Genomic DNA, 12,453 nt, shown 5'->3' with positions numbered 1-12,453 from the left:
GCTCAGGCCTTCGCGGGCGGGTCGGGGTCGAACGGCGGGTCGTCCTCGTCGTACAACGCTTCAGGTTCGTCTTCGGTCTCGTCGTCGGCGAACTCGGCGGGCGCGGCGCCCTCCTCGTCGTCATGGACGCCTTCGCCGATCAGGCTCTCGTCGCCCAGGGCGGCGCGGATCTCGGCGATGGCCCGGCCCAGGGCCTCGCTGGCCTGCTCGCCGGCCTCCTCCAGGGCGCGCTCGCGCTGGCGGGCGGCCTCGAGATCGGCGGCCAGCTGGGCGGCCTTCTCGACCACCTCGGCGTCGGCGACGGGCGCCTCGAACAGGTCGCCCGAGGCCGGCTGGGCGACGGCGCGCGCGCGCTCGGCCCGTTCGGCGGCGATCTTCTGTTCCAGGTTCGCGACGGCGCGCTCCAGCCGCCGCGCGGCCAGATCGAGAGCGCTTCCTTCGCCCGGTATCATCGGCAAGTTCCCATCATGCGGCGCAACATATAGATCGTCGCCGACTTCGCCAGCCGGCGTGTCCACAATTGGGCGATGTAACGAGCGTCACAACAATAGCTAATGTCTTGTGAGCGTTCCTGGGCTTGACTTCGCCGCTTTCGACCGCGAAACCGCCTGCAAAATCAAGGAACGCCGCTCGCTTCCGAGCGGGTCCGATCGTGAGGAGAAAGACCACATGGCCCTTCGCGTCGCCATCAACGGCTTTGGCCGTATCGGCCGCCTCGTGCTGCGCTCCATCGCCGAGCACGGCCGCCGTGACATCGAGGTGGTGGCGATCAACGATCTGGGCCCGGTCGAGACCAACGCCCACCTGCTGCGCTACGACAGCGTGCACGGCCGCTTCCCGGGCGTCGTCACCTCGGGCGAGGACTGGATCGACGTCGGCACGGGCAAGATCAAGGTCACCGCGATCCGCAACCCCGACGAGCTGCCGCACGGCGACCTCGGCGTCGACATCGCCTTCGAGTGCACCGGCATCTTCACCGCCCGCGACAAGGCCGCCCTGCACCTGAAGGCCGGCGCCAAGCGCGTGCTGGTCTCGGCCCCGGCTGACGGCGCCGACAAGACCATCGTCTACAAGGTCAACCACGAGACCCTGACCGCCGACGACATCGTCGTCTCGAACGGCTCGTGCACCACCAACGCCCTGGCCCCGGTGGCCAAGGTCCTGCACGACCTGGTCGGCATCGAGCGTGGCTACATGACCACGATCCACAGCTACACCGGCGACCAGCCGACGCTGGACACCATGCACAAGGACCTCTACCGCGCCCGCGCCGCGGCCCTGAGCATGATCCCGACCTCGACCGGCGCCGCCAAGGCCCTGGGCCTGGTCCTGCCGGAACTGAAGGGCAAGCTGGACGGCTCGTCGATCCGCGTCCCGACCCCGAACGTCTCGGTCATCGACCTGAAGGTCGTCACCGGCCGCGAGACCACGATCGCCGAGATCAACGCCGCGCTGCAAGCCGCCGCCGACGGCCCGATGAAGGGCGTGCTGGCCGTGACCACCGACCCGCTGGTCTCGAGCGACCTCAACCACATCGCCGCCAGCTCGACGGCCGCCCTGCCCCAGACGCAGGTCATCGAAGGCAAGCTGGCCCGCGTGCTCAGCTGGTATGACAACGAGTGGGGCTTCGCGACCCGCATGAGCGACACCGCTCTCGAAATGGCGAAGTTCCTCTAAGAGCCTGACAGGGCGCCGGTCGCGAAAACGATCGGCGCCCTTGATCTTCGTACCCCAAGGTTTCGCCGCTACGCCGGGAGGAGCGACGATTGCTGAAGTCTCTGCGACGCCTCTTGGACTTCGTCCTCGGTCGGGCCAAGGCCCCGGCTCCGCGCAAGCGCACCACCGAGGAAGTCCTCCAGGACATCCGTAGCTATATCGGCGACGGAGTCGCCGCCGGCTTCGATCCAAGAGACGAGATCGTCGAGAGCGCCCTCGCCGTCGTAGGCGACAACCGGATCGACGCCGCCATCCTGCGCGACCATGCCGAACGGATCGCCGACGAGGCCCTCCAGGTCCATGCCGCGCAACAGGCCCAATGGACCTCGCCAACGGACTGTGATCGCCTCGACGCCGCCTTTGCCGAACTAGACGCGGACGGCGTGATCTCGCGACAGAACTTCTGGTGTTGCGGGACCTGCGGCGCGAGCGCGATCTGGGACGAGATGGAAAGCGCCGGAAACGCGAACCGCCCGTACCGAGGCTATGCGTTCTACCACGAGCAGGACACCGAATCCGCCGTCGGGGGCTATGGCCTCCACCTGAACTACGGCGCCCGTGAACAAACCGACGAGGCGGCGGTGGCCATCGGCCACGAGATCGTCGCCCACCTCAATCGCCACGGCCTCCAAACCGACTGGGACGGACGCATCGAGCGTCGCATCGCCGTCTCGCTCGACTGGAAACGCCGTCGCCAGAACACTCCAGCCTGAAAGACGCCCATGACCTTCCGCACCCTCGACACCGCCGATCTCGCCGGCAAGCGCGCCCTGGTCCGGGTGGACTTCAACGTCCCCGTCGACGGCGGCCGGATCACGGACGACACCCGCCTGCGCGCGGCGCTGCCGACCATCGCCTTCCTGTCGAAGGCCGGCGCCAAGGTCGTGTTGCTGGCCCACTTCGACCGCCCCAAGGGCAAGGTCGTGCCGGAGATGAGCCTGGGCTTCGTGGCCGAGCCGCTGAGCAAGCTGCTGGAGCAGCCGGTGGCCTTCGCCAGCGACTGCGTCGGCCCCGAGGCCGCCAAGGTCGTCGACGCCCTGGAGAACGGCGGCGTGGCCCTGCTTGAGAACGTCCGCTTCCACGCCGGCGAGGAAAAGAACGACGCCGAGTTCGCCAAGGCCCTGGCCGCCAACGGCGACGTCTACGTCAACGACGCCTTCAGCGCCGCCCACCGCGCCCACGCCTCGACCGAGGGCCTCGCCAAGCTGCTGCCGGCCTATCCGGGCCTGGCCATGCAGCGCGAGCTGGAAGCCCTGGACGCCGCCCTCGGCAACCCCAAGAAGCCGGTGATCGGCATCGTCGGCGGCTCGAAGGTCTCGACCAAGCTCGACCTGCTCAACAACCTGGTCGCCAAGCTCGACCGCCTGGCCATCGGCGGCGGCATGGCCAACACCTTCCTGTTCGCCCAGGGCCACGACGTCGGCGGCTCGCTCTGCGAGAAGGACCTGGCCGACACCGCCCGCGAGATCATCGCCAAGGCCGACGCCGCCGGCTGCGAACTGCTGCTGCCGGTCGACGTGGTCGTCGCCAAGAAGGTCGCGCCGGGCGTCGAGACCGCCGTGCGCAGCCTTGGCGAGGTGCAGGCCGACGACCTGATCCTCGACGCCGGCCCGCAGAGCGCCAAGAAGCTCCTGGCGGCCATGGACGAAAGCGTCACCCTGATCTGGAACGGCCCGCTGGGTGTGTTCGAGGTGCAACCTTTCGACGAAGCGACCGTTTCGGCGGCGAAACACGCCGCGTCGCTCGCGAAATCGGGTAAGATCGTGGCGGTCGCCGGCGGCGGTGATACCGTCGCGGCGTTGAACCACGCGGGCGTGTCGGCCGACTTCACCTTCGTCTCGACGGCGGGCGGCGCGTTCCTGGAATGGATGGAGGGCAAGACGCTTCCGGGCGTCGCGGCTCTCGAAGCCTAAAGGGAGGATCCCGACGAGCCGAGAACGGCCACGGGACCATCAACCAAGTCGGAACGCCTGCCCCCGAGCCTTTCGGGGCGCAGGCCTCCGCTCTCGGGACGCCGGACGAGGAACCGGCCCCGGGATATCCGGGCAAAGAGCGCACAAGCGCCGCGCCCCAATAACAAGAACCAATTCAACGACTTCAAAGCTTGCAGGAGAAATACGTGGCGAGGATCACGCTTAGGCAGTTGCTGGACCATGCGGCGGAGCATGAGTACGGGCTGCCCGCCTTCAACATCAACAACATGGAGCAGGGCCTGGCCATCATGGAGGCCGCCGACGCGGTCGACAGCCCGGTCATCATCCAGGCCTCGCGCGGCGCGCGGAACTACGCCAACGACATCATGTTGGCCAAGATGATCGACGCCCTCGTCGACATCTACCCGCACATTCCGGTGTGCATGCACCAGGACCACGGCAACGGCCCGGCGACCTGCGCCACGGCGATCCAGTACGGCTTCACCTCGGTGATGATGGACGGCTCGCTGATGGAGGACGCCAAGACCCCCGCCAGCTACGAATACAACGTCGACGTCACCCGTCGGGTGGTCGAGATGGCCCACGCCTGCGGCGTGTCGGTCGAGGGCGAACTGGGCGTGCTGGGCTCGCTGGAAACCGGCATGGGCGAGGCCGAGGACGGCCACGGCTTCGAAGGCAAGCTGTCGCATGACGAGCTGCTGACGGATCCGGACCAGGCGGTCGACTTCGTGCAGGCCACCGGCGTGGACGCCCTGGCCATCGCCATGGGCACCAGCCACGGCGCCTACAAGTTCACGCGCAAGCCGGACGGCGACGTCCTGGCCATGAACGTGATCGAGGAAATCCACCGCCGCCTGCCCAACACCCACCTGGTGATGCACGGTTCCAGCTCGGTGCCGCAGGACCTGCAGGACATCATCAACGCCTATGGCGGCGAGATGCCCCAGACCTGGGGCGTGCCGGTCGAGGAAATCCAGCGCGGCATCAAGCACGGCGTGCGCAAGATCAACGTCGACACCGACAACCGCATGGCCATCACCGGCGCCATCCGCAAGCTGCTGATCGAGAAGCCGCAGGAGTTCGACCCGCGCGCCTATCTGAAGCCGGCCAAGGAAGCCATGCGCAAGGTCTGCCAGGCGCGCTTCGAGCAGTTCGGCTCGGCCGGCCACGCCGGCAAGATCCGCGCGATCTCGACCGCGGCCATGGCCAAGCGCTACATCTCGGGCGAGCTGAACGCCAAGTTCGGCGCCCCGGCCGGCAAGGCCGCCGCCGAATAAGCCTTCCCGCCTCGCGCAGGAACGAGGGCCCTTCCGGTTCGCCGGGAGGGCCTTTTTCGTTTGGAGGCGATCGCCGGCTTGGGCTTAGGACCCGATCGGGCGGCGTGGCCCTAGATCGCCGCCAGCCGGTTGAGGACGGCGCCGGCGAGGCCGCACAGCAACACGCCGCTCAGGTACCACAGACCTACGAACACGAAGGTCGAGTGCGGGCAGTGCAGGCCATAGACGCTGGCGGCCAGGCCGCCAGCGAAGATCCCCGCCGCGAAGCCCGCCAGGATCGGCCGCTCGGTCTCGACGCCGCGAAGCACCGTCAGGGCCAGCAGCAGGGTCGGCAGGGCCAGGGCCGAGATATTGAAGAAGCACGCCCCCACCGAGGCCGGCGAGAACAACCGCGCCAGCTTGGCCGGCTCCAGTTGCATCGCCTCGGTCACGCCCCCGACGATGAAGACCAGCAGCGCGATGACCGCCACGACGATCGCCGTCGGGGCGGGCGGGCCGCGCCGGATCAGGCGGGCCAGGCCGTCGAAGCCCGCGGCGGCCAGGGCGGCGGTGTAGGCCATCTTCAGCCAGAAGAACGGTTGCTGGTGCGCGGTGTCGATGTCCGGGCGCAGGTCCAGCCAGAAGAAAACCAGCAGCAGGGCCGCCAGCCCCCCGGCGACGCCGATCTCGGCCAGCCGCCAGGCCGGCCGCGTGGCTTTCGGCCGCCAGCCCGCTTCATCGGGCGTGCGCACGGCGAGCACGCCGTCGTCATAGGTCGCGTCGTCGAAGGCCAACCGCTTCCCCCCGCAACAGGCTTGTTCTTCGCCGCCCGTCCCCTGGCGGCGCGTGCTCGTGAGAGGCGCTCTCAAAAGCCGGGGCGAATGCGTAAAGGTTAGGCAGCGGAAGTCAATACCGGCGTTCTCCGAGCCCTGTGGAGCGGCTGTGGACATCGCCTCAATGCTCGGTTGAGCGGCGCCGGGAGCCGTGAGCGGCGATCGCGGCGCCTCATCCGGCGGCGGACGAGTTGCTCCGCCGACGCCGGTCGACCAGCATCGCCAGGCCGACGCCGACGACGTAGCAGGCAAGATCCTTGAGGTCGAACACGCCGCCGAACACCACCCGCGCCACGCGACTGCCGCCGAGGCCCGCGTGGTCGAGGACGTTCAGGGCCTGGCCCAGTTCGATGACGACGCCCAGGGCCAGGGCGCAGGCGGCCGCTCCCGCGCGGCCCAGCGGCGTGGCGCCTCTCACCGCGAAATAGACCATGGCCGTGGCCAGCACGTCGCCCAGATAGGGGCGCACGAAGCCGTCGCGCACGAACAGCGCGATGACCACCTCGACCGCGAACAGGATCGCGGCCGCCGCCAGGTGTCGAAGCCGAATCCGCATGCGCCTCCCCGCTCGAAGGCGGGGAGAAGGCCGTGTCGGAACGTCTAGTGCAAGGTGGGACGGACCGGAGAGCGCCGCCACAGCTGGGCGGTCAGGGCGTTGGCCACGCCCAGCCAGCCGAGGTCGGGCGCCGAGGCGCCGCCGACCTTGCGAGCCTCGACGGCATAGGCCGCCGAGGCGCCCAGTGAGGCGGTCGCCACGGCCAGTTGCCCGCCGCCGCGCTTCGTGCCGAAGGCCAGCCACAGGGCGTTGAAGCCCTGGGTCAGGCTCCACAGGGTCAGCGCCCGGGTGCGGGCCGGGCTGGAGGGCGCGTTCCAGGTGCGCAGGCCCGACAGGGTCATGGCGATGAACAGGGGCGGCAGCAGCAGGCTGGTCAGCGGCTTGGGCTGGTGGGCGACCGGCTCGTGCATCTCGGCGTAGCCGACCGCGTACTCCTCGTCGTCGATCACCCGCTCGTGGCGGCGGCCCAGCAGCGTCGCGGCCAGGATGGCGCCGCCGGCCAGGGCCAGGCCTATGGCCAGCTGAGCGCCGGCGCTGTTTCCGCTGGTGTCCGGCTGGAACGCTTCGCGGCCAGGCAGGGCGCGGGGGGCGTACGGCTTGCCGGGGGTGATGCGCATTGACGGACTCCTCGTTAACTCGGAACCCTAAACCGTCCAGTTTCCGGCTTGGTTCCAGATGAACAGCGCCCCCTCGCCCATCCTGCTACGTCCCGCGCGCGTCGTCGAGGTCGAGGCGATCCGCGCGCTGGAACACGCCTCGGCCCAGCGTTTCCTGGGCCTGATGGACGCCATCGCCGCCGACGAGCCCACCCCCGCCCCGCTCCTGGCGCGGCGAATCGTCGAGGGCCGCCTGCTGGTCGCCGAGTTCGGCGAGGCGATCGTCGGCTTCGTGATGGTCAGGCCGTTGGAGGACGGGCTCTATGTCGAGCAGTTGGACGTGCTGCCGGCCGTCGCCGGACGGCGGATCGGCGCGACCCTGCTGGACGCGGTCGGCGCGCGCGCCGGCGCTGGCGGCCTGATGCTGTCGACCTTCCGCGACGTGCCCTGGAACGCCCCCTACTACGCCCGCCTGGGGTTCGAGACGGTCTCTGAGTTGACCCCGGGCATGGCCGCGATCCGCGCCGAGCACCTGGCGCGCGGCCTCGACGAGGACGCGCGGGTGTTCATGAGGCGTATGTCCTAGCGCGGCAGCAGCGAGATCGCCGTGCTGGCCACGGTGCTGACCGGCAGGGCCTTGAGGTCCGGCGACTTGATCACCGCCACGTGGCCGCGCGGACCGCACAGGGCCGGGTCCGAGGCGTCGGAGAACAGGGCGATGGTCGGCGCGCCGGCCGCGGCCAGCAGGTGCGTCGGCCCCGTGTCGTTGCCCACCACCAGGGCGGCCTTGGCGCCGAGCACCGCCAGCTGGGCGAAGTCGGTGCGGCCGGTGAGGTCGCGGGCCTGGCCGGCCGCCTTCTGGATCTGGCGGGCCATGGCGCTTTCCTGCGGGCCGCCGATGATGACGATGTCCAGCCCCTTGGATTTCAGGAGGGCCGCCAGCTGGGCGTAGCTCTCGACCGGCCAGCGCTTCTCGGGCCGGTGGGCCGAACCGCCTGGCACCAGCAGCACGTAGGGCTTGGGCGCCACCGCGCCGGCCACCGGGCGGGCGTCCTTGTGCTTGCGCAGGATCCACGACAGGTCCGGCGGCGGGGCGCTGCCCGGCTCGGTGGGCGCATCGGGCCAGATGCCGGCCTGGCGCAGCTGGTCGGCGTGCCGCTCCAGCGTGTGCATGTGATGGCGGGCGCGGCCGCGCTGGGGCAGGCTGGCGCCCTTGGCGATCCCCGACCACTGCGGCGGGAACGGGCGCAGGGCCTGGAAGTACCAGCCGGTGCGGTTGTTGGTCTGCAGGTCGTAGACGCGGTCGTACTTGGCCTTGCGGATCCGGCCCAGCATCTTGAAGAGGTCGCCGGCGTCGCTGGGACGGCCGTCCACCTCGACGGCGTTGAAGTAGGGCGACAGGCGGGCCAGGGCTTCGAACGGCGGGGTCGTCAGAAGGGTGATCCGGGCGCGCGGGTGCGCCTCGCGGATCTTCTTCATCGCCGCCAGGGCCAGGACGAAGTCGCCCAGCGCGCCCAGCTTGATGACCAGGACCTTCTTGATCTCCTTGCTCAACCCTTCGACTCCAAAACGCCCGCCCCAGTCTTCCGGGCGGCCATGACGCGCGCATAGACCTTAAGGGTCGCCTCGACCATCGCGTCCACAGAATACAACCGTCGCGCTCGCGCGCGAGCCGCCATGCCCATCGCCTGACGTCCGGCGGCCCCTGCCTCGCAGGCGTCGTTCAGGGCCTGGGCCCAGGCCTCGGCGTCGCCCGGCGCGGCCAGCCAGCCGGTCTCGCCGGGAACCACCGTCTCGCGCGTGGCGCCATGGTCGGCGGCGATCACCGGACGGCCCATGACCTGCGGCTCCACCGCCGTGCGGCCGAAGGCCTCCGGCTCCAGCGACGGGGCGATGGCCAGGTCGGCCAGCAGGTAGGCGGCCGGCATGTCGTCGCAGTGGCCGACCAGCTTGACGCTGTCCTGCAGGCCGGCCTGGGCGATCATGTGCTCAAGCTCGGCGCGATAGCCCTTGCGGCCCTGGTCGTCGCCCGCCAGCAGCAGCAGCACCCGCGTGTCGCTGAGCGCCTTCAGCCGCGCGACGGCCTGGATGGCCAGGCCCTGGCCCTTCCAGCGGGTCAGGCGGCCGGCCAGCAGCACCTTCAGCCGGCGCTCGTCGGGGGCGACGCCCCAGGCCTTGCGCAGGGCCTCGATGCGATCGGCAGAGACGAAGCCGGGCTCGAAGCGCGTCAGGTCCACCCCGCGCGGAATGGCCACCACCTTGTCGGGATGGATGCCGTGCTCGGCGATGACGTGGGCGCGGGTGTATTCGGAGTTGGCGATCACCAGGTCGCCCTTGGTCATCACCGCGTTGTACCAGCGCTTGAGGCTGGACTTGGCGTTGTAGACGCCGTGATAGGTGGCCACGAACGGCGTTCGGGTGGCGTGCGCCGCCCACAGGGCCGAGAAGGCCGGCGCGCGCGAGCGGGCGTGCACCAGGGTCACCTTCTCGCGGCGGATCAGGTCGATCAGGCGGGCGGCGTTGCCCAGCATGATCAGCGGGTTCTTCGACTGCGCCGGCATCTGGGCCAGGCGTCCGCCATCGGCCTCCAGCCGCGCGGCCATGCGACCGCCGCGGGTCGCCACCAGGGCCTTGCCGCCCTGGGCCACCACGCCATGCGCGACGTCGATCGTGGTCTGCTCGGCGCCGCCGGTTTCCAGTTCCGGAGTCACCTGCAGCAGGGTGAATTCATCGGGAAGGATGGACACGCCGCGCTCTGAAGAGGTTAGGAGGGGTTAGTTAGCGAAACGAACAAGGCCGCGCCATGACCGAAGTCCGCGATTTCCACCCGCGCGAGGAAAATCAGCGTCTCGCGTACCGCAAGATCGGCGGCGAAGGCCCCACGGTGGTGTGGCTGGGCGGCTTCCATTCCGACATGACCGGCACGAAGGCCGAGATCCTGGCCGACCACGCCCTGGCCACGGGCGGCGCCTACGTCCGGTTCGACTATTTCGGCCACGGCGAATCGTCGGGCGCGTTCCGGGACGGGACGATCAGCCGCTGGCGCGCCGACGCCCTGGCCGTCATCGACGAACTGACCGAAGGGCCGCTGGTGCTGGTCGGCTCGTCGATGGGCGGCTGGCTGGCCTGCCTGGCCGCCATCGCCCGGCCCGAGCGGGTGAAGGCCCTGGTGCTGATCGCCCCCGCCCCCGACTTCACCGACAAGCTGATGGAACCTGACCTGTCCGACGAGGCCAGGGCCGCGATCGCCCGCGACGGTTTCTGGATCCGCCCCTCCGAGTACGACGACGGCGGCTACGCCATCACCCGCGAGCTGGAGGACGGGGCCCGGTGGTCGATCCTGCCCGGCCCCGTGCCGATCGACGTCCCGGTGCGGGTGCTGCAAGGCGGGGCCGACGCCGACGTGCCGTGGACCCACGCCCTGGAGCTGGCCAACGGCCTGACCAGCCAGGACGTCGTCTTCTCGCTGATCAAGGACGGCGACCACCGCCTGTCGCGCCCGCAGGACCTGGAGCGCCTGGTGGCCGCCGTGGCCGAGGCCCGCGTGCTGGCCACGCCCGTGGACGACGACCCGGTCGCCCGCCGCCTGGCTCGCGCGGCCGCCGCCCGTTCGGCCGGCCAGGCCCCGGCCGCGGCCTGGGCTGCGGCGGATCTGGGCAACGACGAGGAGTAGAGGACGGCGACGGACGCTGGGCCTTGCGCTAGACTGCTCGCTGGAGCCGAAAGCGCATGAGCAAGCCGTTCACGATCGACCTCGAACCGGACCTCGACGACCAAGTCGCCGAGCTGGCCCACGCCATGGACCGATCCAAGGCCTGGGTAGTCGAACAGGCCGTGCGCGAGTTCATCGCCGTCCGTGACTGGCAGGCGGCGGCGATCGACGAGGGCGTTCGCGCGGCGGACGCAGGCCAGTTCGCCGAGCATGACGCGGTGGCGGATTGGGTCGCTTCGTGGGGCGGCCCCGACGAAAAGCCCATGCCGAAGTGCGGCTAGTCTGGACCGCGCCGGCGCTACGCGATCTTCGTTCAGCACAGGTTTGGATCGCCGCCGACAGACCCAAGACCCAGGTCGTACGCATTCTCGAGAGCGCAACCGGCCTTGTCGCCTTCCCCGATCAAGGCCGCGTCGGACGCCGCCCAGGCACACGAGAAATGGTCGTGCCCAGGACGCCCTTCGTCATCGCCTATCGCGTTTCGGAAGACCGGATCGAAGTGCTACGCGTGATGCACGGCGCCCAACGCTGGCCCGACGGCCTCTAGCCCGCCAGGATCGCCGCCAGCCCCTCGCGATAGGTCGGATATTTTGGCCGCCAGTCCAGCTCGGCCTTGGCCAGCGCGTTCGAGACGCGCTTGTTCTCGGCATAGAAGCGGCGGGTGGCGGGCGACAGGCCCAGCGCGTTGAACGGCAGGTCCGGTGGAACCGGAACGCCCAGCAGGCGGGCGGCGTGCTCCATGACGTCCTGCGGCGGGGCCGGCTCGTCGTCGCACAGATTGTAGACCGCCCCGGCGCGAGGCCGCTCCAGCGAGGCCAGGAGGCCCGAGACGATGTCATCGCGGTGGATGCGGCTGAACACCTGGCCCGGCTTGACGATTCGGCGCCCCTCGCCGGCTCGCAGCCGATCGAAGGCGCTGCGGCCAGGGCCGTAGATGCCCGGCAGGCGGAAGGTGGCGATCGTCAGGCCCATGCCCCGGCACACCTGGCGCCAGTCGCGCTCGGCGCCGACCCGACGCGCGCCCTCGACCGACTGGGCCTTCAGCGGGCTCGATTCGAACACCCACCCACCGTCGAAGTCGCCATAGACGCCGGTGGTCGACAGATAGCCGATCCAGTCGGGGAAGGCTTCGGCGGCGGCCAGGGCGGGAATCACCGCCTCCAGGGCCGGACAGCCCTCGCCGGTCGGCGGCGAGGTCACCAGCACCGCGTTGACGCCGCGCATGGCCTCGACCATGGCGGCCTTGTCGTCGGGATCGACAGCGGAAAAGCCCAGGGCCTCGACGGCGGCCCGCGCCTGCGGCGTGCGGCCCGTCGCGCTGATCGCCCAGCCTCGCGCGGCCAGAGATTCGGCGAAGGCGGCGCCGACATAGCCCAATCCGAACACGAACAGACGCAAACCCAGAGCCCCGCCCTCAAATCCAAGGGACCAATGAGCCGTCGAAACGGGGCTTTCCGCAAGTGCGGCATTCATCCCCAATGAAGTTGCGCGACAGTGCTTGCCAAGCACGGAACGCTCTGCCATAAGCCGCCTCCTCGTCGCGGGGCGCTGCTTTCAGCCTCTTCGATGCGGGCGTAGCTCAGTGGTAGAGCGCCACCTTGCCAAGGTGGATGTCGAGAGTTCGAATCTCTTCGCCCGCTCCATTCCCTCCCTTCGGGAGACGGATGGAAGAGACAAGAAAATCGGTGCGCGGGCGTAGCTCAGTGGTAGAGCGCCACCTTGCCAAGGTGGATGTCGAGAGTTCGAATCTCTTCGCCCGCTCCATTTTCTTCCCTCTCCTCACATTCTGATCCGGATGCGAAGCGGGGCCGTTTGGCCCGGCGGCAAATCCTGCTCTAACCTCCCCTCGT

The 12,453-nt window shown here is 69.7% G+C and carries 15 protein-coding genes and 2 tRNA genes; 10 read left to right on the top strand and 7 right to left on the bottom strand.

Annotated elements, in window-relative coordinates; translation table 11 throughout:
• Positions 1-2 precede the first annotated feature (2 nt).
• Positions 3-452 (bottom strand): hypothetical protein, encoded by a 450-nt coding sequence (locus tag V6S85_RS07330; protein WP_334348525.1) that lies wholly within the window; start codon positions 450-452, stop codon positions 3-5.
• A 217-nt stretch (positions 453-669) separates the two neighbouring features.
• Here V6S85_RS07330 and gap point away from each other — a divergent pair, with 217 nt between their 5' ends.
• The 4 genes from gap (at position 670) to fba (ending at position 4,927) form a co-directional block, all read left to right on the top strand.
• Positions 670-1,677, top strand: a complete 1,008-nt coding sequence (gene gap, locus V6S85_RS07325; RefSeq protein ID WP_116490599.1) for a type I glyceraldehyde-3-phosphate dehydrogenase — start codon at positions 670-672, stop codon at positions 1,675-1,677.
• 89 nt (positions 1,678-1,766) lie between these two features.
• The gene (locus V6S85_RS07320) at positions 1,767-2,429 is read left to right on the top strand and encodes a DUF6891 domain-containing protein (protein WP_334348524.1); all 663 of its coding nucleotides are present in this window, start codon (positions 1,767-1,769) and stop codon (positions 2,427-2,429) included.
• A gap of 9 nt (positions 2,430-2,438) precedes the next feature.
• The gene (locus V6S85_RS07315) at positions 2,439-3,629 is read left to right on the top strand and encodes a phosphoglycerate kinase (protein WP_334348523.1); all 1,191 of its coding nucleotides are present in this window, start codon (positions 2,439-2,441) and stop codon (positions 3,627-3,629) included.
• A 206-nt stretch (positions 3,630-3,835) separates the two neighbouring features.
• Complete coding sequence (gene fba, locus V6S85_RS07310) at positions 3,836-4,927, top strand: class II fructose-bisphosphate aldolase (RefSeq protein ID WP_101719458.1); 1,092 nt, start codon at positions 3,836-3,838, stop codon at positions 4,925-4,927.
• Between the two features lie 110 nt (positions 4,928-5,037).
• Here fba and V6S85_RS07305 read toward each other — a convergent pair whose 3' ends face one another.
• From V6S85_RS07305 to V6S85_RS07295, 3 genes are all read right to left on the bottom strand, one after another.
• A complete protein-coding gene (locus V6S85_RS07305; protein ID WP_334348522.1) occupies positions 5,038-5,700 on the bottom strand; it encodes a DUF1109 domain-containing protein in 663 nt (220 codons plus the stop codon).
• A gap of 211 nt (positions 5,701-5,911) precedes the next feature.
• The gene (locus tag V6S85_RS07300) at positions 5,912-6,295 is read right to left on the bottom strand and encodes a ribosomal maturation YjgA family protein (RefSeq protein WP_334348520.1); all 384 of its coding nucleotides are present in this window, start codon (positions 6,293-6,295) and stop codon (positions 5,912-5,914) included.
• A gap of 44 nt (positions 6,296-6,339) precedes the next feature.
• Positions 6,340-6,912 carry a TspO/MBR family protein gene (locus tag V6S85_RS07295; protein WP_334348519.1) on the bottom strand — a complete coding sequence of 191 codons (573 nt, stop codon included), beginning with the start codon at positions 6,910-6,912 and terminating at the stop codon, positions 6,340-6,342.
• A gap of 58 nt (positions 6,913-6,970) precedes the next feature.
• Between V6S85_RS07295 and V6S85_RS07290 the strand changes: the two genes are divergently transcribed.
• Positions 6,971-7,477 (top strand): GNAT family N-acetyltransferase, encoded by a 507-nt coding sequence (locus V6S85_RS07290; RefSeq protein ID WP_334348518.1) that lies wholly within the window; start codon positions 6,971-6,973, stop codon positions 7,475-7,477.
• Here the strand turns inward: V6S85_RS07290 and V6S85_RS07285 are convergent.
• Positions 7,474-8,445, bottom strand: a complete 972-nt coding sequence (locus V6S85_RS07285; protein WP_334348517.1) for a glycosyltransferase family 9 protein — start codon at positions 8,443-8,445, stop codon at positions 7,474-7,476. The genes V6S85_RS07290 and V6S85_RS07285 overlap by 4 nt on opposite strands.
• Positions 8,442-9,638, bottom strand: coding sequence for a glycosyltransferase family 4 protein (locus V6S85_RS07280; protein ID WP_334348516.1), 1,197 nt, complete (start codon positions 9,636-9,638; stop codon positions 8,442-8,444). The genes V6S85_RS07285 and V6S85_RS07280 overlap by 4 nt, the downstream gene beginning before the upstream one ends.
• 56 nt (positions 9,639-9,694) lie before the next feature.
• Here V6S85_RS07280 and V6S85_RS07275 point away from each other — a divergent pair, with 56 nt between their 5' ends.
• The 3 genes from V6S85_RS07275 to V6S85_RS07265 are packed head-to-tail and all read left to right on the top strand — an operon-like array spanning position 9,695 to position 11,150.
• A complete protein-coding gene (locus tag V6S85_RS07275) occupies positions 9,695-10,564 on the top strand; it encodes an alpha/beta fold hydrolase (RefSeq protein WP_334348515.1) in 870 nt (289 codons plus the stop codon).
• Positions 10,565-10,620: 56 nt separating this feature from the next.
• On the top strand, positions 10,621-10,884 hold the full coding sequence (locus tag V6S85_RS07270; RefSeq protein ID WP_116567928.1) for a CopG family ribbon-helix-helix protein: 264 nt from the start codon (positions 10,621-10,623) through the stop codon (positions 10,882-10,884).
• Positions 10,842-11,150 (top strand): type II toxin-antitoxin system RelE/ParE family toxin, encoded by a 309-nt coding sequence (locus tag V6S85_RS07265; protein WP_334348514.1) that lies wholly within the window; start codon positions 10,842-10,844, stop codon positions 11,148-11,150. Before V6S85_RS07270 ends, V6S85_RS07265 begins: the two co-directional genes overlap by 43 nt.
• Here V6S85_RS07265 and V6S85_RS07260 read toward each other — a convergent pair.
• Positions 11,147-12,001: an SDR family oxidoreductase gene (locus tag V6S85_RS07260; RefSeq protein ID WP_334348513.1), complete on the bottom strand. Its 855-nt coding sequence runs from the start codon at positions 11,999-12,001 to the stop codon at positions 11,147-11,149. The genes V6S85_RS07265 and V6S85_RS07260 overlap by 4 nt on opposite strands.
• Positions 12,002-12,171: 170 nt before the next feature.
• On the opposite strand from V6S85_RS07260, the gene V6S85_RS07255 reads away from it, so the two are divergent.
• Both V6S85_RS07255 and V6S85_RS07250 read left to right on the top strand, forming a co-directional pair.
• Positions 12,172-12,246: transfer RNA gene (locus V6S85_RS07255), tRNA-Gly, on the top strand.
• Between the two features lie 46 nt (positions 12,247-12,292).
• Positions 12,293-12,367 (top strand) — tRNA-Gly (locus tag V6S85_RS07250).
• The last annotated feature ends 86 nt before the right edge of the window (positions 12,368-12,453 follow it).

Origin of the sequence: Caulobacter sp. CCNWLW153 (genome assembly GCF_036889365.1) — a bacterium.
Classification (GTDB): Bacteria; Pseudomonadota; Alphaproteobacteria; order Caulobacterales; family Caulobacteraceae; genus Caulobacter; species Caulobacter radicis.
Note: the sequence above shows the minus strand (reverse complement) of the source record. Positions and strands in the feature narration are given on the sequence as shown.

What these genes read in the sequence shown, in the direction of transcription:
- V6S85_RS07330 (WP_334348525.1), bottom strand. Translation starts at nt 452, where the DNA reads ATGATACCGGGCGAAGGAAGCGCTCTCGATCTGGCCGCGCGGCGGCTG.
- gap (WP_116490599.1), top strand. Translation starts at nt 670, where the DNA reads ATGGCCCTTCGCGTCGCCATCAACGGCTTTGGCCGTATCGGCCGCCTC.
- V6S85_RS07315 (WP_334348523.1), top strand. Translation starts at nt 2,439, where the DNA reads ATGACCTTCCGCACCCTCGACACCGCCGATCTCGCCGGCAAGCGCGCC.
- V6S85_RS07300 (WP_334348520.1), bottom strand. Translation starts at nt 6,295, where the DNA reads ATGCGGATTCGGCTTCGACACCTGGCGGCGGCCGCGATCCTGTTCGCG.
- V6S85_RS07295 (WP_334348519.1), bottom strand. Translation starts at nt 6,912, where the DNA reads ATGCGCATCACCCCCGGCAAGCCGTACGCCCCCCGCGCCCTGCCTGGC.
- V6S85_RS07290 (WP_334348518.1), top strand. Translation starts at nt 6,971, where the DNA reads ATGAACAGCGCCCCCTCGCCCATCCTGCTACGTCCCGCGCGCGTCGTC.
- V6S85_RS07275 (WP_334348515.1), top strand. Translation starts at nt 9,695, where the DNA reads ATGACCGAAGTCCGCGATTTCCACCCGCGCGAGGAAAATCAGCGTCTC.
- V6S85_RS07270 (WP_116567928.1), top strand. Translation starts at nt 10,621, where the DNA reads ATGAGCAAGCCGTTCACGATCGACCTCGAACCGGACCTCGACGACCAA.